21 protein-coding genes and 1 pseudogene are annotated in these 22,453 nt (G+C 72.9%); 17 read left to right on the plus strand and 5 right to left on the minus strand.

Features of this window, described 5'->3' with window-relative positions; translation table 11 throughout:
* Position 1 precedes the first annotated feature (1 nt).
* Positions 2 to 1,129 (minus strand): glycerol dehydrogenase, encoded by a 1,128-nt coding sequence (locus AC3IYJ_RS05200; RefSeq protein WP_489400167.1) that lies wholly within the window; start codon positions 1,127 to 1,129, stop codon positions 2 to 4.
* Between the two features lie 292 nt (positions 1,130 to 1,421).
* On the opposite strand from AC3IYJ_RS05200, the gene dhaK reads away from it, so the two are divergent.
* The 9 genes and pseudogenes from dhaK to AC3IYJ_RS05245 all read left to right on the plus strand — a co-directional run bounded on the left by dhaK (position 1,422) and on the right by AC3IYJ_RS05245 (position 10,987).
* Complete coding sequence (dhaK, locus tag AC3IYJ_RS05205) at positions 1,422 to 2,429, plus strand: dihydroxyacetone kinase subunit DhaK (RefSeq protein WP_489400168.1); 1,008 nt, start codon at positions 1,422 to 1,424, stop codon at positions 2,427 to 2,429.
* Between the two features lie 49 nt (positions 2,430 to 2,478).
* Positions 2,479 to 3,135: pseudogene (gene dhaL / locus AC3IYJ_RS05210) on the plus strand (dihydroxyacetone kinase subunit DhaL); the annotation flags it as partial.
* On the plus strand, positions 3,124 to 3,708 hold the full coding sequence (locus AC3IYJ_RS05215) for a PTS-dependent dihydroxyacetone kinase phosphotransferase subunit DhaM (RefSeq protein ID WP_489402692.1): 585 nt from the start codon (positions 3,124 to 3,126) through the stop codon (positions 3,706 to 3,708). The pseudogene dhaL and the gene AC3IYJ_RS05215, both read left to right, overlap by 12 nt.
* Positions 3,709 to 3,867: 159 nt before the next feature.
* Positions 3,868 to 4,830, plus strand: a complete 963-nt coding sequence (locus AC3IYJ_RS05220; RefSeq protein WP_489400169.1) for an STM4015 family protein — start codon at positions 3,868 to 3,870, stop codon at positions 4,828 to 4,830.
* Complete coding sequence (locus AC3IYJ_RS05225) at positions 4,827 to 6,011, plus strand: STM4014 family protein (RefSeq protein WP_489400170.1); 1,185 nt, start codon at positions 4,827 to 4,829, stop codon at positions 6,009 to 6,011. The genes AC3IYJ_RS05220 and AC3IYJ_RS05225 overlap by 4 nt, the downstream gene beginning before the upstream one ends.
* A 37-nt stretch (positions 6,012 to 6,048) precedes the next feature.
* A complete protein-coding gene (locus AC3IYJ_RS05230) occupies positions 6,049 to 6,867 on the plus strand; it encodes an STM4013/SEN3800 family hydrolase (protein WP_489402693.1) in 819 nt (272 codons plus the stop codon).
* On the plus strand, positions 6,864 to 8,243 hold the full coding sequence (locus AC3IYJ_RS05235) for an STM4012 family radical SAM protein (RefSeq protein WP_489400171.1): 1,380 nt from the start codon (positions 6,864 to 6,866) through the stop codon (positions 8,241 to 8,243). The genes AC3IYJ_RS05230 and AC3IYJ_RS05235 overlap by 4 nt, the downstream gene beginning before the upstream one ends.
* A 62-nt stretch (positions 8,244 to 8,305) precedes the next feature.
* Positions 8,306 to 9,169 (plus strand): STM4011 family radical SAM protein, encoded by an 864-nt coding sequence (locus AC3IYJ_RS05240; protein ID WP_489400172.1) that lies wholly within the window; start codon positions 8,306 to 8,308, stop codon positions 9,167 to 9,169.
* 348 nt (positions 9,170 to 9,517) lie between these two features.
* A complete protein-coding gene (locus AC3IYJ_RS05245; protein ID WP_489400173.1) occupies positions 9,518 to 10,987 on the plus strand; it encodes an APC family permease in 1,470 nt (489 codons plus the stop codon).
* Positions 10,988 to 11,178: 191 nt separating this feature from the next.
* Here AC3IYJ_RS05245 and AC3IYJ_RS05250 read toward each other — a convergent pair whose 3' ends face one another.
* Positions 11,179 to 12,216, minus strand: a complete 1,038-nt coding sequence (locus AC3IYJ_RS05250; protein ID WP_489400174.1) for a zinc-dependent alcohol dehydrogenase family protein — start codon at positions 12,214 to 12,216, stop codon at positions 11,179 to 11,181.
* Between the two features lie 213 nt (positions 12,217 to 12,429).
* On the opposite strand from AC3IYJ_RS05250, the gene AC3IYJ_RS05255 reads away from it, so the two are divergent.
* From AC3IYJ_RS05255 to AC3IYJ_RS05280, 6 genes are all read left to right on the plus strand, one after another.
* Positions 12,430 to 13,212, plus strand: coding sequence for a helix-turn-helix domain-containing protein (locus AC3IYJ_RS05255; RefSeq protein ID WP_489402694.1), 783 nt, complete (start codon positions 12,430 to 12,432; stop codon positions 13,210 to 13,212).
* A 346-nt stretch (positions 13,213 to 13,558) separates the two neighbouring features.
* Entirely contained in the window at positions 13,559 to 14,095 is a 537-nt protein-coding gene (locus tag AC3IYJ_RS05260) for a rhodanese-like domain-containing protein (protein ID WP_489400175.1), read from the plus strand.
* Between the two features lie 416 nt (positions 14,096 to 14,511).
* The gene (locus AC3IYJ_RS05265; protein ID WP_489400176.1) at positions 14,512 to 15,627 is read left to right on the plus strand and encodes an LLM class flavin-dependent oxidoreductase; all 1,116 of its coding nucleotides are present in this window, start codon (positions 14,512 to 14,514) and stop codon (positions 15,625 to 15,627) included.
* A complete protein-coding gene (locus tag AC3IYJ_RS05270; protein ID WP_489400177.1) occupies positions 15,624 to 16,532 on the plus strand; it encodes an ABC transporter permease in 909 nt (302 codons plus the stop codon). The genes AC3IYJ_RS05265 and AC3IYJ_RS05270 overlap by 4 nt, the downstream gene beginning before the upstream one ends.
* Before the next feature lie 64 nt (positions 16,533 to 16,596).
* Positions 16,597 to 17,640: a taurine ABC transporter substrate-binding protein gene (locus AC3IYJ_RS05275; protein ID WP_489400178.1), complete on the plus strand. Its 1,044-nt coding sequence runs from the start codon at positions 16,597 to 16,599 to the stop codon at positions 17,638 to 17,640.
* Positions 17,627 to 18,400 (plus strand): ABC transporter ATP-binding protein, encoded by a 774-nt coding sequence (locus AC3IYJ_RS05280; protein WP_489400179.1) that lies wholly within the window; start codon positions 17,627 to 17,629, stop codon positions 18,398 to 18,400. Before AC3IYJ_RS05275 ends, AC3IYJ_RS05280 begins: the two co-directional genes overlap by 14 nt.
* Positions 18,401 to 18,419: 19 nt before the next feature.
* Here the strand turns inward: AC3IYJ_RS05280 and AC3IYJ_RS05285 are convergent, their stop codons facing one another.
* Together AC3IYJ_RS05285 and AC3IYJ_RS05290 are read right to left on the minus strand one after the other, a co-directional pair.
* Entirely contained in the window at positions 18,420 to 20,231 is a 1,812-nt protein-coding gene (locus AC3IYJ_RS05285; protein WP_489400180.1) for a glycoside hydrolase family 15 protein, read from the minus strand.
* A 79-nt stretch (positions 20,232 to 20,310) separates the two neighbouring features.
* Positions 20,311 to 20,868, minus strand: coding sequence for a DoxX family protein (locus AC3IYJ_RS05290; protein ID WP_489400181.1), 558 nt, complete (start codon positions 20,866 to 20,868; stop codon positions 20,311 to 20,313).
* A gap of 155 nt (positions 20,869 to 21,023) precedes the next feature.
* Here AC3IYJ_RS05290 and AC3IYJ_RS05295 point away from each other — a divergent pair, with 155 nt between their 5' ends.
* Positions 21,024 to 21,488 carry a MarR family winged helix-turn-helix transcriptional regulator gene (locus AC3IYJ_RS05295; protein ID WP_489400182.1) on the plus strand — a complete coding sequence of 155 codons (465 nt, stop codon included), beginning with the start codon at positions 21,024 to 21,026 and terminating at the stop codon, positions 21,486 to 21,488.
* A complete protein-coding gene (locus tag AC3IYJ_RS05300; RefSeq protein ID WP_489400183.1) occupies positions 21,488 to 21,784 on the plus strand; it encodes a YkvA family protein in 297 nt (98 codons plus the stop codon). The genes AC3IYJ_RS05295 and AC3IYJ_RS05300 overlap by 1 nt, the downstream gene beginning before the upstream one ends.
* A gap of 28 nt (positions 21,785 to 21,812) precedes the next feature.
* On the opposite strand, the gene AC3IYJ_RS05305 is transcribed toward AC3IYJ_RS05300, so the two are convergent.
* On the minus strand, positions 21,813 to 22,439 hold the full coding sequence (locus AC3IYJ_RS05305) for an alpha-ketoglutarate-dependent dioxygenase AlkB (RefSeq protein ID WP_489400184.1): 627 nt from the start codon (positions 22,437 to 22,439) through the stop codon (positions 21,813 to 21,815).
* Positions 22,440 to 22,453 lie beyond the last annotated feature (14 nt).

Below are 22,453 nucleotides of genomic sequence, written 5' to 3' on the forward strand. Positions count from 1 at the left end.
ATCAGCAGCCCTTGCCGGACTTCCCGGCAGTGGCGCGGGCGTACGCGTCGCCCGCGATCAGGGCGTCCGCGACCATGTCCGGGGTCACCGGGAACGGCATGTTGTGCGTGGTCTCGCCCTGCGCGGTGGCCGCGCGCCCGATGGCGATGAGCTCCTCGCGGTCCGGGTTGCCCAGGCCGATCTCGGCGAGGGTGGTGGGCAGGCCCACGGCGCGGCTGAAGCGCAGGTAGGTGTCGAGCTCGTCGGTCGGGGCGCCCTCCAGGATCAGCTGGGCGAGCGTGCCGATGTTGACCTTCTCGCCGTGCATCATGCCGTGCACCTTGTGCGAGACGGTCAGGCCGTTGTGGATGCCGTGGGCGGCGGCGAGGCCGCAGGACTCGAAACCGAGGCCGGAGAGCAGGGTGTTGGCCTCAGTGACCTTCTCCAGCGCCGGGGTGACCACGTGCGCCTCGGCGGCCAGGCGGGCCTGGGGGCCGTACTCCATCAGGGTCTCCCAGCACAGCCGGGCGAGCGCGAGGGAGGCCTCGGTGGCGAGGCCGCCCGCCATGGCGACGCGGTTGGCGGCGACGCAGACACGGGCCTCGTACCAGGTGGCGAGCGCGTCGCCCATGCCGGAGACGATGAAGCGGCTGGGGGCGCCCGCCACGAGCGCGGTGTCGACGAGGACGAGGTTGGGGTTGCGCCGGAAGAAGGAGTAGCGCTCGAAGGCGCCCTCCTCGGTGTAGATCACGGCGAGCGCGCTGGTCGGCGCGTCGGTGGAGGCCACGGTCGGGGCGGACACGACGGCGATGTCGCCCAGCGCGTGGCCGACGGCCTTCGCGGTGTCGATCGAGGTACCGCCGCCGATGCCGATGATGACGTCCGCGCCGGCGGCCTTGGCGGCCGCGGCGACCCGGTCGATCTCCTTCTGCGTGCACAGCCCGCCGAAGACCTCCTTGGTCAGCTCGACCCCGGCGGCGGCGAGGGAGGCGGTGACGGCCGCGTCGACGAAGCTCCAGACGCCCTTGTCCGCCAGTACGACGGCGTTCGTGCCGAGGTGCGCGGTGTGCTCGCCCAGGTCGTTCATGGCCCCGGCGCCCTGCACGTACTTCGGCGGGCTGATCATCATGCGGGTACCGACGGTCTTCACGTGAATCCTCCTCATTGCGAATTCATTTCGGCTTGCTCATTCATCCCTATCACGGTTTCCGGTGACGGCGGAGATATGCACGGTCCCCTTGCGCAGAGGCCTTTCCGCGGCCCGATCCGGGACCAAGGACCCGGCCGGTTTCGGAGGGCCTCCCAAGTAAAGTTCCAGCCAAGTACCCCGGAAGCGGTGGCGGATCGGCGACGGCACCGAGTGAATGCCGTCCCGTAATTCCAATTTCCGCTCCGGGTCGGTGTTCGCGTTCCACGTTCCGCGTTTCAGGAAAGAGGCCCCCGTGAAGAAGCTCATCAATTCCCCCGAGAGCGTCGTCGCCGATGCCCTGCGCGGAATGGCCGCCGCTCACCCGGGGCTCCGCGTGGAGGCGGAGAAGGGCATCGTCACGCGGGCGGCCGGGGCGTCCGGGGAGCCGGCCGGCAAGGTCGCGGTGCTGTCGGGCGGAGGCAGCGGGCACGAGCCGCTGCACGCCGGGTTCGTCGGGCGCGGGATGCTGTCGGCCGCCGTGGCCGGCCCGGTGTTCACCTCCCCGGTGCCGGACATCATCGCGAGCGCCACCTGCGCGGTCGACGCGGGCGCGGGCGTCCTGCACATCGTGAAGAACTACACGGGCGACATCCTCAACTTCACGATGGCGGCCGAGGACTGCGAGGACGAGGGCGTCAAGGTCGAGCAGGTCGTCGTGGACGACGACGTGGCCGTCGCCCGGACGGCGAACGGACCGGGCCGCCGCGGCACCGGCGCCACCCTGTTCGTGGAGAAGATCGCGGGGGCGCTCGCCGAGGAGGGCGCCCCGCTCTCCGAGGTCGCCGCGGTCGCCCGCAAGGTCAACGAGAACTCGCGCAGCTACGGCGTGGCCCTGACCTCCTGCACCACCCCCTCCAAGGGCAGCCCGAACTTCACGCTCGGCGAGGACGAGATCGAGCTGGGCATCGGCATCCACGGCGAGCCCGGCCGCGAGCGACGGAAGCTGATGACCGCCGCCGAAACCGCCGGAGCGATGCTCGACGCCATCCTCGAAGACCTCCCCGAGGCCGCCGGCTCCCCCGTCATCCTGCTCGTCAACGGCCTCGGCGGGACCCCGCCCGTCGAGCTGTACATCATGCGCGCCGAGGTCCAGCGGGTGCTCGACGAGCGCGGGATCACCGTGGCCCGCTCGCTGGTCGGCAACTACGTCACCAGCCTGGACATGGCCGGCTGCACCCTCACCCTGTGCCGCGCCGACGAGGAACTGCTGCGCCTGTGGGACGCGCCGGTGGACACCCCGTCCCTGCGCTGGGGCTGCTGAACCGCCTCCCGACCTCCCCCTCGACGACACACCCCCCAGGAGCCATCCCATGACCGCCACGCCGGCCGCACCGACCACCCCGACCGCGACGAACCCCGCGCTGGACACCGCCTGCTTCCGCCGCTGGATCGCCGAGACCAACCGGCTCGTACGGCGGGACGGCGCGCGCCTGACCGAGCTGGACGCGGTCATCGGCGACGGGGACCACGGGGCCAATCTCGTACGGGGCTTCGGCGCCGTCGGCGCGGCCGTCGCCGAACAGCGGCCGTCCACTCCAGGCGCCCTGCTGACCCTGGCCGGAACCACCTTGACCAACACCGTGGGCGGCGCCTCCGGACCGCTGTTCGGCACCGCCCTGCGCCGCACGGGCAAGGTGCTCGGCGACACCGCCGCTCCGAGCGTCCTGGAGCTGGGCGCCGCGCTCGGCGCCGGGCTGCGGTCGGTGCAGAATCTGGGCGGCGCCGAGATCGGCGACGCCACGCTGGTGGACGCCCTGGCCCCGGCCGTGGCGGCCCTGTCCGAAGCCGGAGAGGCAGGTCGGCCGCTGCGCGAGGCCCTGGACGAGGCGGTCTCGGCGGCCCGCGCGGGCGCCGACGCCACCGAGGGGCTCGAAGCCCGCAAGGGCCGGGCCAGTTACCTCGGCGAGCGGAGCATCGGCCACCAGGACGCCGGGGCCAACTCCGTGGCCCTGCTGATGGAGGCCCTGCGCTGCGCGGTGGACGCGCCGGAGGTCCCGCTGGTACCCGAGGAGCCGGCCGCTGCGGAGCAGGGCGCCGTCGAGCCGGGTGCCACCGAGCCGGGCGTCGTCGGGACGGGCGTCGTCGGGACGGGCGTCGTCGGGACGGCCGCCGCCGAGCTTGGCGCGAAGGCCCGTACCGGCCGGGTCGGCGTGGTCCTGGTCTCGCACAGCAAGGCGGTCGCGGAATCCGTGGCCGTGCTGTCGGGCGCGCTGCTCGGCGCGGTGGACCCGGCGCCGCTCGCGGTGGCGGGCGGCACCCCGGACGGCGGGATCGGCACCAGCGCGGAGCTGATCACGGCCGCCGCGCGGACGGTGGACGAGGGCGTGGGCGTGGCTCTGCTGTGCGACATGGGCAGCGCGGTGCTGACGGTGAAGTCCCTGCTCGGCGAGGAGCCTTCGCAGCTGCCGGAAGGCGCCCGGATCGTGGACGCGCCGTTCCTGGAGGGCGCCGTGGCCATCACTCTGACCGCGGCGATCGGCGGCGACCTCGATACCGTGCTGGCCGCCGCCGAGGACGCCCGCTGCTACCGAAAGCGCTGACCGCTCGGGCCCGTCCTCGAGGTGCCGTCGTCGTCCGGCCGGCCGGACGGGCCCGGCCGGCGCCCTCCGGCGGTCGGGCTGTCGGTGGCGCTTGGTAGAACTGTTGTCGGAGGACGGAGGACACCCTCCGACCCATCGCCACCATCAGGAGCAGCGCACATGACCATCGGTGAGCACCTGCGTGAACTGGGCGGCCTGCCGGCCTTCGACTTCCCGGGGCCGAAGGACACCCGTGCGCTGCCCGAGGCCGGGTCCGTGGCCTGGCGGGTCTCGGCGGACGTGTACGACGCCGAGGAGGAATGGGCCGAGGTCTTCGCCCGGTTCGCCGACTCCGTGGACACCCGGGCCGTCCGGGCGCTGATCGTGGGCGGCTGGTCGGAAGCCTACGACACCTCCAACGACGACCTGATCGCGGTGCTGGCCGAGGCCGCCGGCCGGTTCCCCGCACTGAGGGCCCTGTTCATCGGCGACGTCACCTTCGAGCAGTGCGAGATCTCGTGGCTGCAGCAGTCGGACGTGGGCCCGCTGCTCCGGGCCTATCCGGCACTCGAGGAGTTCGGGGTGCGCGGCGGCGACGGCCTGCTCTTCCCGCCGGTACGGCACGAGGCGCTGCGCGTGCTGCGCATCGAGGCGGGCGGGCTTCCCCGGGAGGTGGTGCGCGGGGTCGCGGCGAGCGAACTGCCCGCGCTCACCGAGCTCGACCTGTGGCTCGGCACGCCCGAGTACGGCGGCGACACGGAAGTCGGCGATCTGGAGCCGTTCCTGACCGGCCGCCGACTGCCCACCCTGCGCCGGCTCGCGCTGCACAACAGCGAGATCCAGAACGAGATCGCGAAGGCCCTGGCCACCGCTCCGGTCGTCGAGCGGCTGGAGGTCCTGGACCTCTCCATGGGCGTCCTGGACGACGAGGGCGTCGAAGCCCTGCTGGCCGGCGGCCCGCTCACCCACCTCACCAGGCTCGATCTGCACCACCACTACATCAGCGAGCCGCTCCGGGAGCGGATATGCGCGGCGCTGGCCCCGCACGGTGTGGAGGTGGACCTCGGCGACCACCAGGTCCCGGACGAGGACGACGTGGACGAGGACGGGACCGTGTACCGCTACATCGCGGTGGCGGAGTGAGGCGTACGGCACCCGCCGTAGCCACCGCGTCCGCCACGGGATCCGCCGTCGACTTCGCCGTGGTGGGCAATCCGGGCAACCGCCGGGTCGCCCTCTTCCAGGACGCCGTGCGCGCCGCCGGGCTGCCCGAAGCCCGGGTGGTGCCCTGGCTGGACGTCCTGAACGGCCGGGCCGCCTTCCGGGCGGGCGAGAGCGTACGGATCGACTCGCCCGGCGAGGATCCGGAGGTGGAGCGGCTGCTGCGCGGGGTCGCCGACACCACGCGGGTCGAGGGAACCGGCCGCTGGTACCGCCGGTTCACCGGAGCCGTGCACGCGGTGGCGGACGGGGTCCGGGCGGCCGGCGGGAGACTGCTGGGCGATCCGGCGGAGCTGGCGGCGCTGTTCGACAAGCGGCTCTGCCACGGGGTTCTGGAGTCGGCCGGCATCCCGGTACCGGCCTCGCCGACCTCGGGCCCGACCGCCGCGGCCGCGCCCGTGCGCGGGTGGGAGGAGGTACGGGCGGTGCTCGCGCGCCCCGGCTACCGCCGGGCGTTCGTGAAGCTCGCGCACGGCTCCTCGGCCTCCGGGGTGCTCGCCCTGGAAACGGGTGCGAGAGGCCGGATCCGCGCCACCACCTCCGTGGAGCGGGCCCCCTGCGGAGCCCTCCACAACTCGCTGCGGCTGCGCCGGTACGAGGACGAGCGGGTGATCGGCGCGATCGTCGACTCCCTCGCCCCCGACGGCCTGCACATCGAGCGCTGGCTGCCGAAGGCCTCGCAGCAGGGCCGCTCCGCCGATCTGCGGATCGTCGTCATCGGCGGCCGGGCCACGCACGCCGTGGTCCGTACCGCCGCCGGACCGCTGACCAATCTGCACCTCGGCGGTGCGCGCGGCGATCTGGCGGCCGCCGTGGCCGCCGTGACGGCGGCGGGCGGCAGCTGGGAGGCGGACGCCCTCGCCGTCTGCGAGCGGGCCGCGGCCGCCTTCGCGCGCACCCCGTGCGTGGGCGTCGACCTGCTGCCGGGCACCGGCTGGCGGGGCTTCGCCGTGGGCGAGGTCAACGCCTTCGGGGATCTGCTGCCCCGGCTGACCGGACTGCCCGGCTCGCCCGCCGAGGGGCTCGACACCTATGCGGCCCAAGTGGCCGCCGTACGACGGGAACCACAGGAACACCATGCACTCGCCCCCGCCCACGACTGACCCCGCCTGGGCCCCCGGAGCCGCCTGCGCCCCCGACATGAACGAGGTCGTCGGCCGCGACGACCTGCTGCTGGTCACCCTCGACACGCTGCGCCACGACGTGGCCGAGCGGCTCGCCGCCGAGGGCCGGATCCCGCATCTTGCGGCGCACCTGCCCGGCGGGGTGTGGGAGCGGCGGCACGCGCCGGGGAGTTTCACCTACGCCTCCCACCAGGCGATGTTCGCGGGTTTCCTGCCGACCCCCGACGGGCCGGGCCCGCACGAGCGATTGTTCGCCGCCCGGTTCGCGGGCAGCGAGACCACCGCCGGGCGCACCTGGGTGTTCGACACCCCGGACCTGGTGGCGGGACTGGCGGGGGCCGGATACCGGACCGTGTGCGTGGGCGGGGTCGGCTTCTTCAACAAGCGGGCCGCGCTGGGATCCGTACTGCCGGGGATGTTCCAGGAGAGCCACTGGGAGCCGGAGTTCGGGGTGGCTTCGCCCAACTCCTTCGAGGCGCAGGTGGAGTGCGCGCAGCGGGTGGTCGCGGGCCTTCCCCGGGACCGGCGGCTGTTCCTCTTCCTGAACGTGTCCGCCATGCACCAGCCCAACTGGTTCCACTCGCCCACCGGTTCGGCGGCGGCCGGGGACTCGTGGGAGACCCATGCGGCCGCCCTGGAGTACGTGGACCGGCACATCGGGCGGCTCTTCGACGCGATGAGCGCGCGGCGCCGCTGCTTCGCGGTCGTCTGCTCCGACCACGGGACGACGTACGGGGACGACGGGTACACCGGGCACCGGCTCGCCCACGAGGCCGTCTGGACGGTCCCCTACGCACAGTTCTTCCTGGACCACGAGGAGCCGACCGACCGATGAACTCCACCGCCACGACCCCCCCGACTTCGAACCACCCGCCCTTGAACCACCCGACCCCGTACGAGAGTTACGTCTACGCCTACCCGCACAAGACGGCGTACCGCCCGCTGCCCGGGCGGCCCGCGCTGCGCGAGCTGTGGGCGGAGCAGCCGAAGGACGCGCTCTCCCTCTACCTGCACATCCCCTTCTGCGAGGTGCGCTGCGGGTTCTGCAACCTCTTCACCCGGATCGGCGCACCGGAAGGCCTGACCACGGCGTACCTCGACGCGCTGGAGCGGCAGGCGACGGCGGTCCGCGAGGCGCTGGGCCCCGACGAGCCGGTGCGGTTCGCGGCGGCGGCCTTCGGCGGCGGGACGCCGACCTTCCTGACGGCCTCCGAGCTGGAGCGGCTCTGCGACATCGCGGAGAAGCGTGCGGGCGCCGATCTGCGGGCGGTCCCGCTGTCGGTGGAGGCCTCCCCGGCCACCGCCACGGCGGACCGGCTCGCCGTCCTCGCCGACCGGGGCACGACCCGGCTGAGCCTGGGCATACAGAGCTTCGTGGCCGACGAGGCGCGTACCGCGGTGCGGCCGCAGAAGCGCGCGGACGTGGAGGCGGCGCTGTCGCGGATCCGGGACGCGGCGATCCCGGTCCTGAACATCGACCTGATCTACGGCATCGACGGGCAGACCGAGGAGAGCTGGCGGTACTCGCTGGACGCCGCCCTGGCGTGGCGGCCGGAGGAGCTGTACCTGTACCCGCTGTACGTACGGCCCCTCACGGGCCTGGGCCGCCGGCCGAACGACTCCCCGGCCGCCTGGGACGAGCAGCGGCTGCGCCTCTACCGGGCGGGCCGGGACCACCTCCTGGCCGCCGGGTACGAGCAGGTGTCGATGCGGATGTTCCGCCGCGCGGACGCGCCGGCGCAGAGCTCCGAGGGCCCCGCCGACCACGCCTGCCAGACGGACGGCATGGTCGGGCTGGGCTGCGGAGCGCGCTCGTACACGGCCGAGCTGCACTACTCCTTCGACTACGCGGTGGACATGCGGCAGATCCGTACGATCGTCGACGCCTACGTGGCCCGCCCGGAAGCGGACTTCGCCCGTACCGACCACGGCCGGTGGATCGACGCGGAGGAGGCCCGGCGGCGACACCTGCTGCAGTCCCTGCTCCAGGCCCGGGGCATGCCGGTGACCGAGTACCGGGGGCGGTTCGGGAGCAGCCCGTGGGAGGACTTCCCGGCGGAGCTGGCGGCCTTCGCGGAGCGGGGGTGGCTGGAGGACGACGCCGCGCTGCTGCGGCTCACTCCGGAGGGGCTGGCGCACTCGGACGCGGCAGGCCCGGCGCTGTTCTCGGCGGACGTACGGGCCGTGATGGCCGCGTACGAGCGCAAGTGACGGCGCCGGAGGGGCCCGGGGCGGGCTCGCAAGCACCCGGGACGGCCCCGGGGGCACCCGGGATGGACCTGACGGTCCTCTACCGGGGCCCGCTCGCCTCCTGCGACTACGACTGCCCGTACTGCCCCTTCGCCAAGCGGCGCGACAGCCGGGAGACTCTGACGGCCGACCGTGCGGCGCTGGAGCGGTTCACCGCCTGGGCGGCGGGGAACTCCACCGACCGGCTGTCCGTCCTGTTCACCCCGTGGGGCGAAGGGCTGGTCCGCTCCTGGTACCGGCGCGCGCTGGTGGAGCTGTCGCACCTGCCGCACGTCCGCCGCGTCGCGATCCAGACCAATCTGAGCGGGCGCACCGGCTGGACGGCCGAGGCCGACCTGGACACGCTCGCGCTGTGGTGCACGTACCACCCGGGGCAGACCCCGTACGAGCGCTTCCTCGGCAAGGGCCGGGACCTGGCGGCCGCCGGGGTGCGGTTCAGCGTAGGGGTGGTCGGGCTGCCGGAGCACCTCGCGGAGGCCCGGCGGCTGCGGGCCGCCCTGCCGCCCGAGGTGTACCTGTGGGTCAACGCCGCCGAGGGCCACACGTACACCGACCCGGAGGCGGCCGACTGGACGGCCCTGGACCCGCTGTTCCCGTTCAGCCGCCACCCCCACCGCTCGGCGGGCCTCCCGTGCCGTACGGGCGCCTCGGTGATCTCGGTGGACGGCGCGGGCACGGTCCGCCGCTGCCACTTCGTGAAGGCGGAGCTCGGCAACCTCTACGACGGCTCCTACCGCTCCGCGCTGCGCCCCCGCCCCTGCCCGTTGGCCGTCTGCGACTGCCACATCGGCTACGTCCACCTGGAGACGCTCCCGCTCTACGACACCTTCGCGGGCGGCGTGCTCGAACGCGTCCCGGCCCCCGGTCCGCCGTCGGCCCCGTGGTGAGCGGATGCGGTGAGCGGATGCGGTGAGCGACGTGGTGAGCGGATTCAGTGACCGGACGTGGTGACCGAACGGCGGCAGCTTGGCAAAGCGGAGGGAATTTTCCCCACGATCACCTGCGGTTATCGCACATGGTGATTGCTCAGCATTGACGGGGTCTTAACGCCGAATAGGTCACGCTACCGCCACCCAGACGATGGAATCCGTATGTGAACAGCTCTTGACCTGCGGATCTCGTGGAGATTGCATGACGGCCCGGGAGCCACCGAAACACCTGATGCTCACCACCGCCTCGGAGGCGATACCGCTCCCGCGCTCACTCACCGCATCTGCCGATCGGAACACCGCACGATGTCTGACACGATCAGCGCCCCTCAGGCCCTCGCCCCCGCCACCGGGCCCGTCCCGCAGAAGCTCAAGCGTTCCATCGGCGTCGTCGGTGGCACACTGCTCACGCTCTCCTGCGTGACGCCCGCGTCGACCCTCTTCGTCGTCGTGCCCGACCTGTTCTCCAGCCTCGGCACGTGGACCGCGCTCACCATCGCCATCGGCTCGCTGCTGTGCATCGGCGTGGCGTTCTGCTACTCGGAGCTGGGCACCCTCATCCCCAGCGCCGGCGGTGAGTACGCGATGGTCTCCACCATGTCGGGCCGGCTCGCCGGCTGGCTGGTGTTCGTGCTGTCCCTCCTGGTCGTGATGATCGTGCCGCCCGTGATAGCCATGGGCACCGCCGACTACCTCTCCCCGCTGGTCGACATCCCGGCTCCGGCCGCCGGTGCCGGCGTGATGCTGCTCGCCACCCTCGCCGGTCTCCTCGACCTGCGGGCGAACGCCTGGATCACCGGCATCTTCCTGGTCCTGGAGGTCGTGGCCGCCGCGCTCGTCGCCGTACTGGGCTTCGCCCACAGCGAGCGGGGCGCCGGCGCCCTCGTGCACGGCTCCGTGGCCGTGGAAGGCGGCGGCACCTCGACCGTCACCGCGATGATGGTCGTCTCCGGCCTCGCCATCGCCCTGTTCATCACCCAGGGCTTCTCGACGGCCGTCTACCTCTCCGAGGAGCTGGAGAACCCGCGCCGCAACGTGCCCAAGACCGTGCTCGCCACCCTCGCCATCTCCACCGCCGTCATCCTGGTCCCGGTCATCGCCATCACCATGGGCGCCCCCGACCTGGAGACGCTGGCCTCCGGCGACATCGGCGCGATGGTCACCGCCTGGTCCAACTCGGCCGTCGGCACCTTCGTCAGCCTCTGCGTGGCCCTCGCCATCGTCAACGCCGGCATCGTCATGGTCATCCAGAACTCCCGCGTGCTGTTCGCCTCCGCCCGCGACAAGGCCTGGCCCGCCCCCGTCAACGCCGCGCTCTCGCGCCTCGGCCGGTTCGGTTCCCCGTGGGTGGCCACCCTGCTCGTCGGCGTCCCGGGTGCGCTGATGTGCTTCGTCAACCTCGACACCCTCTACGGCGTCACCGGCGTCTCGGTGACCGGCATGTACCTGCTGGTCGCGGTGGCCGCGCTGGCCAGCCGGCGCGGGGCGCACCGCGAGCGGTCCGCCTGGCGGATGCCGCTGTGGCCGGCCGTGCCGATCCTGCTGATCCTGGTGTTCGCGTACATCCTGACCCAGCAGGAGACCCAGTACCTGCTGTGGACCGGCGGGATCACCGCCTTCGCGACGCTCTACTGGGCGCTGTACCTGCGGCCGCGCAAGGACACCCGCTGGCTGGTCAGCATCCCCGAGGACGACGAGAACCCGGCCGACGCGGACACGGCCGGCCTGACCCCGGCGGGCGAAAACCCGGCTGCGGCCACGGTGGCGGCTCTGTAAGGTCCCACGACAACGGGACCGCGCGGTCCCACAGGGTGCGGGGCCGTGGCAGAGCGGTCCATTGCGATCGGCGGTGCCGGGGGTCCCCGGCACCGCCGACTAGCGGCCCGGCGGCGGACCCGCCCACCGGCCCCGCGGGTTCGAATCCCGTCGGCTCCGCACCCGGCCCTCTTCCTCCCCCGTTGCGGGGGTCACTCCCCGATCCGGATGACCACCTTGCCGAACGGGGCGTCCCGCGCGTAGCCGCGGTAGGCCTCCCGTGCCTCCTCGAAGGGGTGCACCCGGTCGATCAGCGGGCGCAGCCCGTGCGCGGTGATCGCCGCGTTCATCGACTCGAACTGGGTCCGGCTGCCGACGAACACCCGGCGGATCGTCGCCAGGCTCGACGCGTACGCGGCGTGCGAGATCTCGATCCCGGACCGCTTGGCACTGGCCGTGATCAGCAGGGCGATCTGCCCGTAGAGCGAAGCGGCCCGGACCGACTGCTCGATGGTGTCGGGCCCGCCCGTCTCCACCACCAGCTCGGCGCCCGCGCCGCCGGTCAGCTCCCGTACTTCGGCTCCCCACTGCGGGGTCCGTACGTAGTTCACGACCGCGTCGGCCCCCAGCGCCTTCAGGCGGTCCGCCTTCTCCTCACTGGAAGTCGTCGAGACGACCCGGCAGCCCAGCAGCTTGGCGAACTGCACCGCGAAGAGCGCCACCGGGCCGGTGCCCAGGGTCAGTACGCTCTGCCCGGCCGTCGGCGCTCCGCCCTCCCCACCGGTCAGCGCGTTCCAGGCGGTGACCGCCGCGCACGGCAGGGTCGCCGCCTCCTCCCACGTCAGGTGGTCCGGGACGCGCACCGCCCACTGCTCGTCGAGCACGGCGTACTCCGCGAGCATCCCGTCGAAGGTGCAGCCGGGCTGGCCGACGAGCTCGGGGGTGATCCGGCCGTCCCGCCAGTGCGGGAAGTAGGCGCAGGACACCCGGTCCCCGATAGCGAACCGGGTCACCGCATCCCCGACGGCGACCACCTCGCCCGCGCCGTCGCTCAGCGGGACCACCCCGGGCGCGGCGGACAGCGGGTAGCGCCCGTGCAGGATCAGCAGGTCGCGCTTGTTGAGGGAGGCGGCCCGGAGCCGGACCACGATCCCGGTCGGCCCGGCGGGGGCGGGGCGGCGCGGGCCGCCGCCGTCCCGCAGCACGATCCCCTCGATCGAGCCCAATGTCTCCAGGTGGTACGCACGCATCTCTGCCTCCGGGCCGGTCTTCGCCTCGCATCCGATGACCCCGATGCTCCGGCGCCGGGACACGGGCGGCAATTCCCTCCGGGGAATGGAGAACTCCGCCGGGGCGGCGGCTAGAAAGGCTTCATGGCCACCACTGCTGCCACCGCTGCCGCTGCCACCTCTGCCGCCACCGCCACGACCGCCGCTGCCGCGCCGTCCCCGTTCGCCCGCGAGATGCGCCGGCGCCGGTCGCTGCGGCGGATGAGCCAGCTGGAGCTGGCCACCCTCGCCGGAACCACGCAGCGCCACCTCAGCTTCATCGAGAACGGCCGCTCGGTGCCGGGGCGGGAGATGGTGGTGCGTCTGGCCGAGTCACTGGGACTCACTCTGCGCGAACGCAACTCCCTGCTCCTCAGCGCCGGTTACGCACCCGTGTACGCCGAGTCGGCGCGGGACGCGGAGAGCATCGAGCCCGCCATGCAGGCGCTGCGGTCCATCCTGACCGGGCACCTGCCGTATCCGGCGGTGGTGGCCGGGCCGCGCGGGGAACTCGTCCTGGCGAACGCCGCGTTCGACGTCCTCGCCGAAGGTTCGGCCGCGCACCTGCTGGCACCGCCCGTGAACGTGCTGAGGCTGGCCCTGCATCCGCAGGGCATGGGCCCGCGCGTGGTGAACCTGGCGGCGTGGGGCCGGCACATCACCGAGAGCCTACGGGCCCGCGCGACGGCCCACCCCGATGCCGACCTCGACGCGTTGATCGTGGAGTTGACCGGCTACCTGCCCACCGCCACCCCGGCGCCGTCCGAACACCTGGGCTTCGCCGTGCCGCTGCGGCTGCGCTCCGCCGACGGGGAGCTGCGCCTGCTGACCACGCTGACGTCCTTCGCCACGGCCGTGGACGTGACCCTGGCCGAGCTGCACCTGGAGGCGTTCCTGCCCGCCGACGCGGCCACCGGCGAGCTGCTGCGGCGCCGCGAGGCGGCCCGGACCGCGAGCGGGACCGGGACCCACGGCTAGGCCACCCCTGTCACCCCTGCCGGATCTTGCCGGTCAGGTCCGCTGCGTCCCGAATGGCGGAACGGGCGTCCCGCTCACCACGCCCCGTCGTCTATGCTCCGCGCCATGGCCGTCACCCAGCGCCTCCTGTCGCGCTCCTGTTGTCCCCGCTGACGCCTGCCTGCCCCGGCCCGCTCCCGCCCCGCACCCGACGCCGTACCGCACCGGTGTCCGCCCGCGAAGCCGTCCGAACCCGCACCTCCTGCGCATTCCCGCACCGCCGTGCACCCGTACCCGCCTGCGGACCCGTACCCGTTTACGGATCCGCGCCCGGCGCCCCCTCACCCCTCGAAGGAGCCCGTCCGCCATGAGCAGCAACCCCGCCCTCCTCGACGTCAGCCAGGCCCACGCCCGCCACGACGAGTTCGTCATCGTCGACGTCCGCACCCCGGGCGAGTACGCCTCCGGCCACCTGCCCGACGCGCGGAACATCCCGCTCGACCGGATCGCCCGCTCCCTGCCCGAGCTGCGCCGGCTCGCCCAGGACAAGGAGATCCTCCTGGTCTGCGCCTCGGGCACCCGCTCGCAGAACGCCGCCCGTACCCTCGCCGGGCACGGCATCCCCGCCACCAGCCTGACCGGCGGCACCAGCTCCTGGTCGGCGCAGGGGCACCCGCTCGACTACCCCGCCACGGGTCCCCGGCGGGTCTGGGCCATGGAGCGGCAGGTCCGGTTGTCCGCCGGCTCGCTCGTCCTCCTCGGGCTGCTCCTCGGCCTGCTGGTGCACCCTGCGTTCGAGCTGCTCAGCGCCGCCATCGCGGGCGGACTGGTGTTCTCCGCCCTCACGGACACCTGCGGAATGGCGGTGGTCCTCGGCCGCCTCCCGTTCAACCGCAGCCGGTAGCCCCTGGGCCGGTGGCCACGGTCCGCCCAACCCACTAACGACCGAAATCCGGGATGATTTCGTCCAACATCCGGACTCCGCTTGTGGACACCCTCGGACACCGACAGGATGCACCCCATGGCCCCCGTACTCGTATCGCGTCGACACGTAGATCTGCTGCGTGTGTCGACCATGCTCTGTCGGGCCTCCACCTCCCGTACGCACGGCTGTTGATCCTCCGATCCGCCGCTTCTGACCCCGTACGGATGAATCCGCGCCCTTAGCCACGGCTTCGATCCCGGCCTCACGGCCGTCCCTTCGCCACGCCTCCGGTCGCGCGGACTTCCGCTCTCCTGTCCGCACTCCCGTGTACACGTGCCACCTCACGCCCCTCCCGCGCGGTGGTCCGCGTCGCGCTGCTCCGACGAGGTTTCGCCATGCCCGAGAACCCGCTCCTGCTCCACTGGTTCCTGCCGACCGGCGGGGACGGCCGTGACCCCGGCGGTGTCACGGCCGTCCAGGGACGCAGCGGCAACGCCACTCGCCGGCCCGCCGACGTGCCGTATCTCGCCCAGGTGGCGCGCGCCGCCGAACAGGCCGGATTCCACTCGCTGTTGACGCCGGTGGGGCTCGGCTGCGTCGATCCGTGGATCCTGACGTCCGCACTCGCGCAGCACACCACACGGATCGGATTCCTCGTGGCGTTCCGCGCGGGCTTCGCGAGCCCCACCCTGATCGCCCAACAGGCCGACGCCTTCCGCCGGTTCGCGGGCGGCCGACTCGGGCTGAACGTGGTGAGCGGCGGCGATCCCGCCGAACAGCGCGCCTACGGGGACCAGCTGGCGCACGACGAACGCTACGCCCGCACCGATGAGGTGATGGCGGTGCTGCGGGACCTCCTGGACGGAAAGCCCGTGAACCACCACGGAACCCACCTTCGCATCGAAGGCGCCCGCCTCACGGATCCGGACCTGAGCCACCCGATCCCGCTGTACTTCGGCGGAGCCTCGCCCGCCGCCGAGGAGGTCGCCGCCCGGCGGGCCGACGTACAACTGCTGTGGGGCGAGCCCCCGTCGGACGTCGCCGAGCGCATCGCCCGGCTGCGCGTCCGGGCCCAGTCGGCCGGCCGCACGGTCCGCTTCGGGCTGCGGCTGCACGTCATCAGCCGGGACACCGCCGCCGAGGCATGGGCCGAGGCCGACCGGATCCTCGCCGGGCTGGATCCGGCGGCGGTCCTGGCCACTCAGCAGCGGTTCGCCGCGATGGACTCCACCGGTCAGGCCCGGATGGCCGCCCTGCACGGCGGGGTCGCCGACGCCGAACGGCTGACGGTGGCGCCGAACCTGTGGGCGGGCATCGGGCTGGTCCGCGAGGGGGCGGGCACGGCCCTCGTCGGCTCGCACGACGAGGTCGCCTCGCGGCTGGCGGAGTACCGGGCGCTGGGCATCGACGAGTTCATCCTCTCCGGCTACCCGCACCTCGAAGAGGCCTACCGGGTGGGCGAAGAGGTCGCCCCGCGCCTGCGTGCCCTGACCGGGGCGGCGGCCGCGTGACCACGCTCACCACGGCGGCCGAACCCGCCGAACCCACCGAGCCCGCCACCCCCGCCGAGGTCTCCGCCCGGCCCCAACCCCTTGCGTCCGAGGGCGGATCGGAGTCCCGCGAGCGGATCCGGGAGGCGCTGCGCTGGAGCGCTCTGCGCATCGTCGCCCTGGCCGTTCTGCTCGCCGCGTGGCAGGCCGTGGTGGCCGCCGAGGTGTGGCCCCGAGTGCTGGTCCCCTCGCCGGGCGAGGTGTGGCGGCAGTTCCTGCTGGCTTCCACCACCCACGAGGGCGTACGCGGCTACGGCGGCCACTTCCTGATCGAGCACCTGGGGGTGAGCCTGGGCCGCATCGGCACCGGCTCCGGGTACGCGGTGCTGGCCGGGGTTCCGCTGGGCCTGCTGATCGGCACCGTCCGCCCGCTGGCGGTGGTGCTGGAGCCGGCCGTCACCTTCCTGCGCACCCTGCCGCCGCTCGCGTACCTCTCGTTGCTCGTCATCTGGTTCGGCATCGACGAGGCCCCGAAGATCTGGCTCCTGGTGATCGCCGCCCTGCCGCCGGTCGCCGCGGCCACCGCGGCGGCCGTGCGGACGGTGCCGGACCAACTCGTCGAAGCGGCACGGGCCCTGGGCTCCGGACCGGTGTCCCTGCTGCTGTCGGTACGCCTGCCGAGCGCCCTGCCCGAGATCCTCACCGGCATCCGGATCGCCGTCGGGGTCGCCTACACCTCCGTGGTGGCGGCGGAGACCATCAACGGCGTCCCCGGCATCGGCGGCATGATCCGCGATGCCCAGCGCTACAACCAGACGGCCCTGGTGATCGCCGGCATCCTCGCCATCGGACTGTCCGGGATCGTGCTCGACGCCCTGCTCCGGGGGATCGAGCATCTCACCGTCCCCTGGCGCGGCCGCACCTGACCCCGGGACCCCCGGACCCACCCGCTTTCCCCACACCCGCCTTCCTCATCAATGGAGTTCCACCATGCCCGGAACCGTCGCCCGCCGCGCCCTGCTGCTGGCCGCCGCCGTCGCCCTGACCGCCTCCACCACCGCCGCCTGCGGGGCGGACGGGGACAAGGCCGCCGCCGGATCGGGACGGACCACCGTACGGATCGCCTACCAGTCGATACCCAACGCCGACCTGATCGTGAAGAACCAGCGGCTGCTGGAGAAGGCCCTGCCCGACGCCGACGTGAAGTGGGTGAAGTTCGAGTCCGGCGGCGACGTCAACACGGCTGTGATCGCGGGCTCGGTGGACCTGGGCCTGGCCGGGTCGAGTCCGGTCACCAAGGGGCTGTCGGCCCCGCTGAACATCCCGTACAAGGTGGTCTGGATCCACGACCTGATCGGCGACAACGAGGCCCTGGTGGCCAAGCCGGGGATCGGCTCGGTCAAGGACCTGGCCGGAAAGAAGGTGGCCACCCCGTTCGGGTCCACCTCCCACTACTCGCTGCTCGCCGCGCTGAGGGCGGCCGGGGTGGACCCGGCGGCCGTGCAGACCATCGACCTGCAGCCGCAGGACACTCTCGCCGCCTGGAAGCGCGGGGACATCGACGCGGCCTACGTGTGGACGCCGACTCTGAGCGAGCTGACCAAGGACGGCAAGGTGCTGATCACCAGCCGACAGCTCGCGGAGCAGGGAAAGCCCACCGCCGACCTGGGCGTGGTGACGAACGCCTTCGCGACCAAGCACCCCGAAGTGGTCACCGCGTGGATCAAGGCCCAGGACCAGGCCGTCGGGCAGGCCCGCACCGCCCCCGACCAGGCCGCGAAGTCCATCGGGGCGGAGCTCGGGCTGCAGCCGGACGAGGCGAAGCGGCAGCTGTCCGAGCTGGTGCTGCTGAGCGCGAAGGAGCAGACCGGCCCCGAGTACCTGGGTACGCCCGGCGCCCCCGGCAAGCTGGCGGCGACCCTGCACGACGCGGCCGTCTTCCTGAAGGAACAGAAGAAGGTGGACTCCGTTCCGGACCAGGCCGCCTTCGGCCGGGCCCTCGCGGTGGAGGAGCTCGGCCGTGCCGCGAACTGAGGACGCCGTCGAGCTCTCCGGGGTGTCGGTCCGCTACGGCTCGGCGAAGCAGCCCGTGACGGTCCTCGACGCGGTGGACCTACGGGTCCGCGCAGGCGAGTTCGTCGTCCTGGTCGGCCCCTCCGGGTGCGGCAAGACCACCCTGCTGCGGGTGATCGCGGGCTTCGCCCGCCCGGCCTCGGGCAGCGCCCTGGTCCGGGGCGCGGCCCCGCGCCCCGGGCGGGGCGCGGGGGTGGTGTTCCAGCAGCCGAGGCTGTTCCCGTGGCGCACCGTCGGCGGGAACATCGGCTTCGCGCTGGCCCGGCACGGGGTGCCCCGGTCCCGGCGGCGGGGACGGGTCACCGAGCTGCTGGAGCAGGTGGGGCTGCCCGGCATGGCCGGGCGGCGCACCTGGGAGCTGTCGGGCGGCCAGCAGCAGCGGGTGGCGCTGGCCCGGGCCCTGGCTTCGGAGCCCGAACTGCTCCTGATGGACGAGCCGTTCGCCGCCCTGGACGCGCTGACCCGGGAGCACCTCCAGGAGGAGGTCCGTTCCCTGGCCGGGCGGTTCGGCACGACGGTGCTGTTCGTGACGCACTCCGTGGAGGAGGCGGTGCTGCTGGGATCCCGCGTCCTGGTGATGGCGGCGGGACCGGGCCGGGTGGTGGAGGACCTTCCGGTGCCGCTGCCCCGCGCCCCGGACACGGACGTCCCGGGGCTGCGCGCCTCCCCCGAGTTCGCGAGGTTGCGCGGCCGTCTGACGGAGGCGCTGCGCTCGGGCTGAGCCGACCGGTGGCCCGCCGTCAGCCCGGCGTCACGCCTCCCCCGCCCAGGGTGAGCGCCGTGTTCACCAACCCGACGTGGCTGAACGCCTGCGGGAAGTTGCCGAGTTGGCGGCCGGCGACGGCGTCGTACTCCTCCGCGAGCAGCCCCACGTCGTTGCGTACGGCGAGCAGCCGCGCGAAGAGTTCCCGCGCCTCCTTCTCCCGGCCGGTCAGGTGCAGGGCGTCGGCCAGCCAGAACGAGCAGGCGAGGAAGGCTCCTTCGTCGCCGGGAAGCCCGTCCACGGAGGGCCCCTCGGTGCTGTAGCGGCGGACGAGCCCGCTGCTGCCGAGTTCCGCGCGCACCGCGTCGACCGTGCCGACCACCCGGGGGTCGTCGGGCGGCAGGAAGCCGACCCGGGGGATGAGGAGGGTGGCCGCGTCCAGCTCGCGCGAGCCGTAGTACTGGGTGAAGGTGCCCCGTTCGGCGTCGTAGCCCTTCTCGCACACGTCGCGGTGCACGGCGTCCCGCATGGTCCGCCAGCGTTCCACGTCGCCGGGCAGTGCGGGGTTGAGCTCCAGTGTGCGCACCGCCCGGTCGGCGGCCACCCAGGCCATCACCTTGGAGTGGGTGAAGTGGCGGCGCGGGCCCCGCACTTCCCACAGCCCCTCGTCGGGGCGGTGCCAGTTCTCGGACAGGAAGTCGAGGAGGGTGAGCTGGATCTTCCAGGCGTGCCACTCGGCGGGCAGTCCGTTGGATCTGGCCAGGTACAGGGAGTCGAGGACCTCCCCGTAGACGTCGAGCTGGAGCTGGTCGACGGCCGCGTTGCCGACCCGGACCGGCGCGGAGGCCGCGTACCCCTTCAGCCACGGCAGCTCGCTCTCCGGGATCCGCCGCTCGCCCGCGATCCCGTACATGATCTGCAGGTCTGCGGGGTCGCCCGCGATGGCCCGCAGCAGCCACGCCCGCCATGCGCGGGCCTCTTCGAGGAAGCCGGTGGCCAGCAGGGAACCGAGGGCGAGGGTGGAGTCGCGGAGCCAGCAGTAGCGGTAGTCCCAGTTGCGGACGCCGCCGAGCTCCTCGGGCAGCGAGGTCGTCGCGGCGGCGGCGATGCCGCCGGTCGGGGCATAGGTGAGGGCCTTGAGGGTGATCAGGGAGCGGAGCACGGCCTCCCGGTAGGGCCCCTCGTACCGGCACTGGGAGGACCAGTCCCGCCAGTCGACGATGCTCTGCTCCAGCGCGCCGTACGGGTCCAGCGGCTCGGGGCGGTCCTCGTGCGAGGGATGCCAGGTCAGGACGAAGGCCACGCGTTCCCCGGCGGCGACCGTGAATTCGGAGCGGGTGCTCATGCCCTCGCCCCAGGTCCGCACGGGCGGCTCGCTGCGCAGCCATACGGAGTCGGGTCCGGCGACGGCGACCCGGTCGCCTTCGCGGTGGCCCTCGCACCGGCGGACCCAGGGGACCACGCGCCCGTAGTCGAAGCGCAGGCGCAGGGCGCTGCACACGGTGGACACTCCGTCGAGCCCTTCGACGATCCGCATCACGTCGGGGGCGGTGTCGCGCTGCGGCATGAAGTCGATGACCTTGAACGAGGCTCCGTCCTCGGTCTCCCAGAAGGACTCCAGGACGAGCGTGCCGTCGACGTAGGCCCGGCGGGTGCAGCGCGCGGAGTCGGGCGCCCCGGCCGGGGCGATGCGCCAGTGGCCGTTCTCCTGATCGCCGAGGAGAGCGGCGAAGCAGGCGGCCGAGTCGAAGCGCGGTAGGCACAGCCAGTCGATGGACCCGTCGCGGCCGACCAGTCCACTGGTCATCAGGTCGCCGATGAGTGCGTAGTCTTCGATGGGTTGTGTCATTTATGCCCCCTTCCCCCGAATGTCCGAACTCAATCGACCCGTACAGGTGCGAGGGCGGGTACGGGGGCAGCAGAAGGGGTTAGCTCCGCACGAGGAGCAGGGCGCCCGCGATGACGATGCCGAGGCCGACGGCGAGTGCGCCGTGGACGAGGCGGTGGCCGCGCAGGACGGGCAGGAAGCGGTCGACGGCGTAGCGGCCGGGGCCGGTGAGCGCGAGGGCGGCGGCGCCGACGGCGAGCAGGATCTCGTACTCGACGCCCTGCGGGGCGAAGAACGAGCCGGCGCCGTGGACGGCAATCGCGTTGATCATGGTGCCGACGACGGCGGCGCCCGCGAGCGGGGTGAGCAGACCGGCGGCGAGGCCGAGGCCGCCGAGGGTCTCGGTCAGCCCGGCGACCGCGGCCATGACGTCACCCGCCGGATATCCGCTGGCGGTGAAGAACTTCCCCGTGCCGTCGATGCCGCCGCCGCCGAACCACCCGAAGAGCTTCTGGGTGCCGTGGGCGGCCATGGTCAGGCCGAGGACCAGGCGCAGGAGGAGCAGACCGACGTCGTGGCCGGGGGTGGAGAGAGCGGCAGGCACAGCGGGCGCGGCGGGAGCGGTGGCGGACGGTGCGGCGACGGAGGTACTGGTCATGGGGATGAAGGCCTTCCGGTCGGACGGGCAGCGGGAAGCGGAAACAGAAAGCAGAAAACAGAATGGAGATTGTTCAAATTCAAACAACCTCCATCGCACTCTAACCACGAACCCTCCGCTGATTCAAATTGGAACGACCCGTGTAGGCTGATCCCATGTCTGAAACGAGATGGCTGGACGACCGCGAGATGCGCGCCTGGGAAGGCTTCCTGGCCGCTTCCGCGCTGGTCAACCGCCGCCTCGACCAACAGCTCAAGGACGACTCGGGACTCTCCCACCCGCAGTACGAGATCCTCGTGAGGCTCACCAGGGCCCCCGAGGGCGAACTGCGCATGACGGAGCTCGCCAACGGGCTGATCAACTCCAAGAGCGGGCTGACCTACCAGGTCACCCAGATGGAGAAGACCGGCCTGGTCCGCCGCCGCACCTGCCCCTCCGATGTCCGTGGGGTCTACGCCGTCCTCACCGAGACGGGCCGCGCCCGACTGGCGGAGGCCGCTCCGGGGCACGTGGCCAAGGTCCGCGAGGTACTGGTGGACGTGCTCACCCCGGAACAGCTCGACGTGCTCGCGGACGGGCTCGGCGAGGTCAGCCGGCGCCTGCGGGAGCAGGGCGTCTGATGGACGCGACGACGGCCTGGCTCGCGGTCGCGGCGGTGATCGCGGCCGGGCTGGCGGTCACCGCGGCGGTACTGCTCGTACGGGTCTTCGCGGCCCGGAAACTGCTGCGCGACGCGGGAATCCCGCTGCGCGACAAGGCCCTGTTCTGGGCAGCCGTGGTCTACACGATCTCCCCGGTGGACCTGATCCCGGACCCGGTCTACCTGGACGACATCGGCATCCTGCTCCTGGCACTGCGCTCCCTGCACGCAGCAGCCTCGGCGACCCGCCCCCCGAAGGAACTCGACGCGACGTAGCGCCGTCCGCCCATCCGCCTCACCCGCCTCATCGCACCCCGCGCATGCGGAACTGGACGCTGATTCGGGGGCCCACCGCGCGCGCTGTCTTGGGGATGGCGTGTTCCATGGTGCGCTGGCAGGAGCCGCCCATCACGACCAGGTCGCCGTGGCCCAGCGGGAGGCGCAGGAGGGTGGGGCCGCCTTCGCGGGGGCGCAGGGTCAGGTCGCGGGGGTCGCCGACGGAGAGGATCGCGACCATCGTGTCCTCGGTCGCCGAGCGGCCGGTGCGGTCGCCGTGCCAGGCGACGCTGTCGCGGCCGTCGCGGTAGAGGCAGAGGCCCGCGGTGACGAAGGGCTCGCCCAGCTCGGCGGCGTAGTGGCGGCTCAGTGCGTTGCGCGCCCCGGTGAGGGCGGGGTGCGGGAGCTGCTCGCCCTCGCCGTAGTGGGCGAGCAGCCGGGGCACGTCCACCGTGCGTTCGTACATCTGCCGGCGCTCGGCATGCCAGGGCACATCGGCCGCGAGTCGTTCGAACAGGGCGTCGGCGCCCGTCAGCCAGCCCGGCAGGTGGTCCACCCAGGCGCCCGCGCCCAGCTCCGTGCGGAGCAGAGCCGGGCGGGGGGCGAACCGGATCTCGTCGCCCTGGTCGAAGAGCGAGCCCTGGAGTGCGTGCATGGGTCCAGCGTAAC

It is taken from the genome of Streptomyces sp. GL_140, from assembly GCF_057834465.1.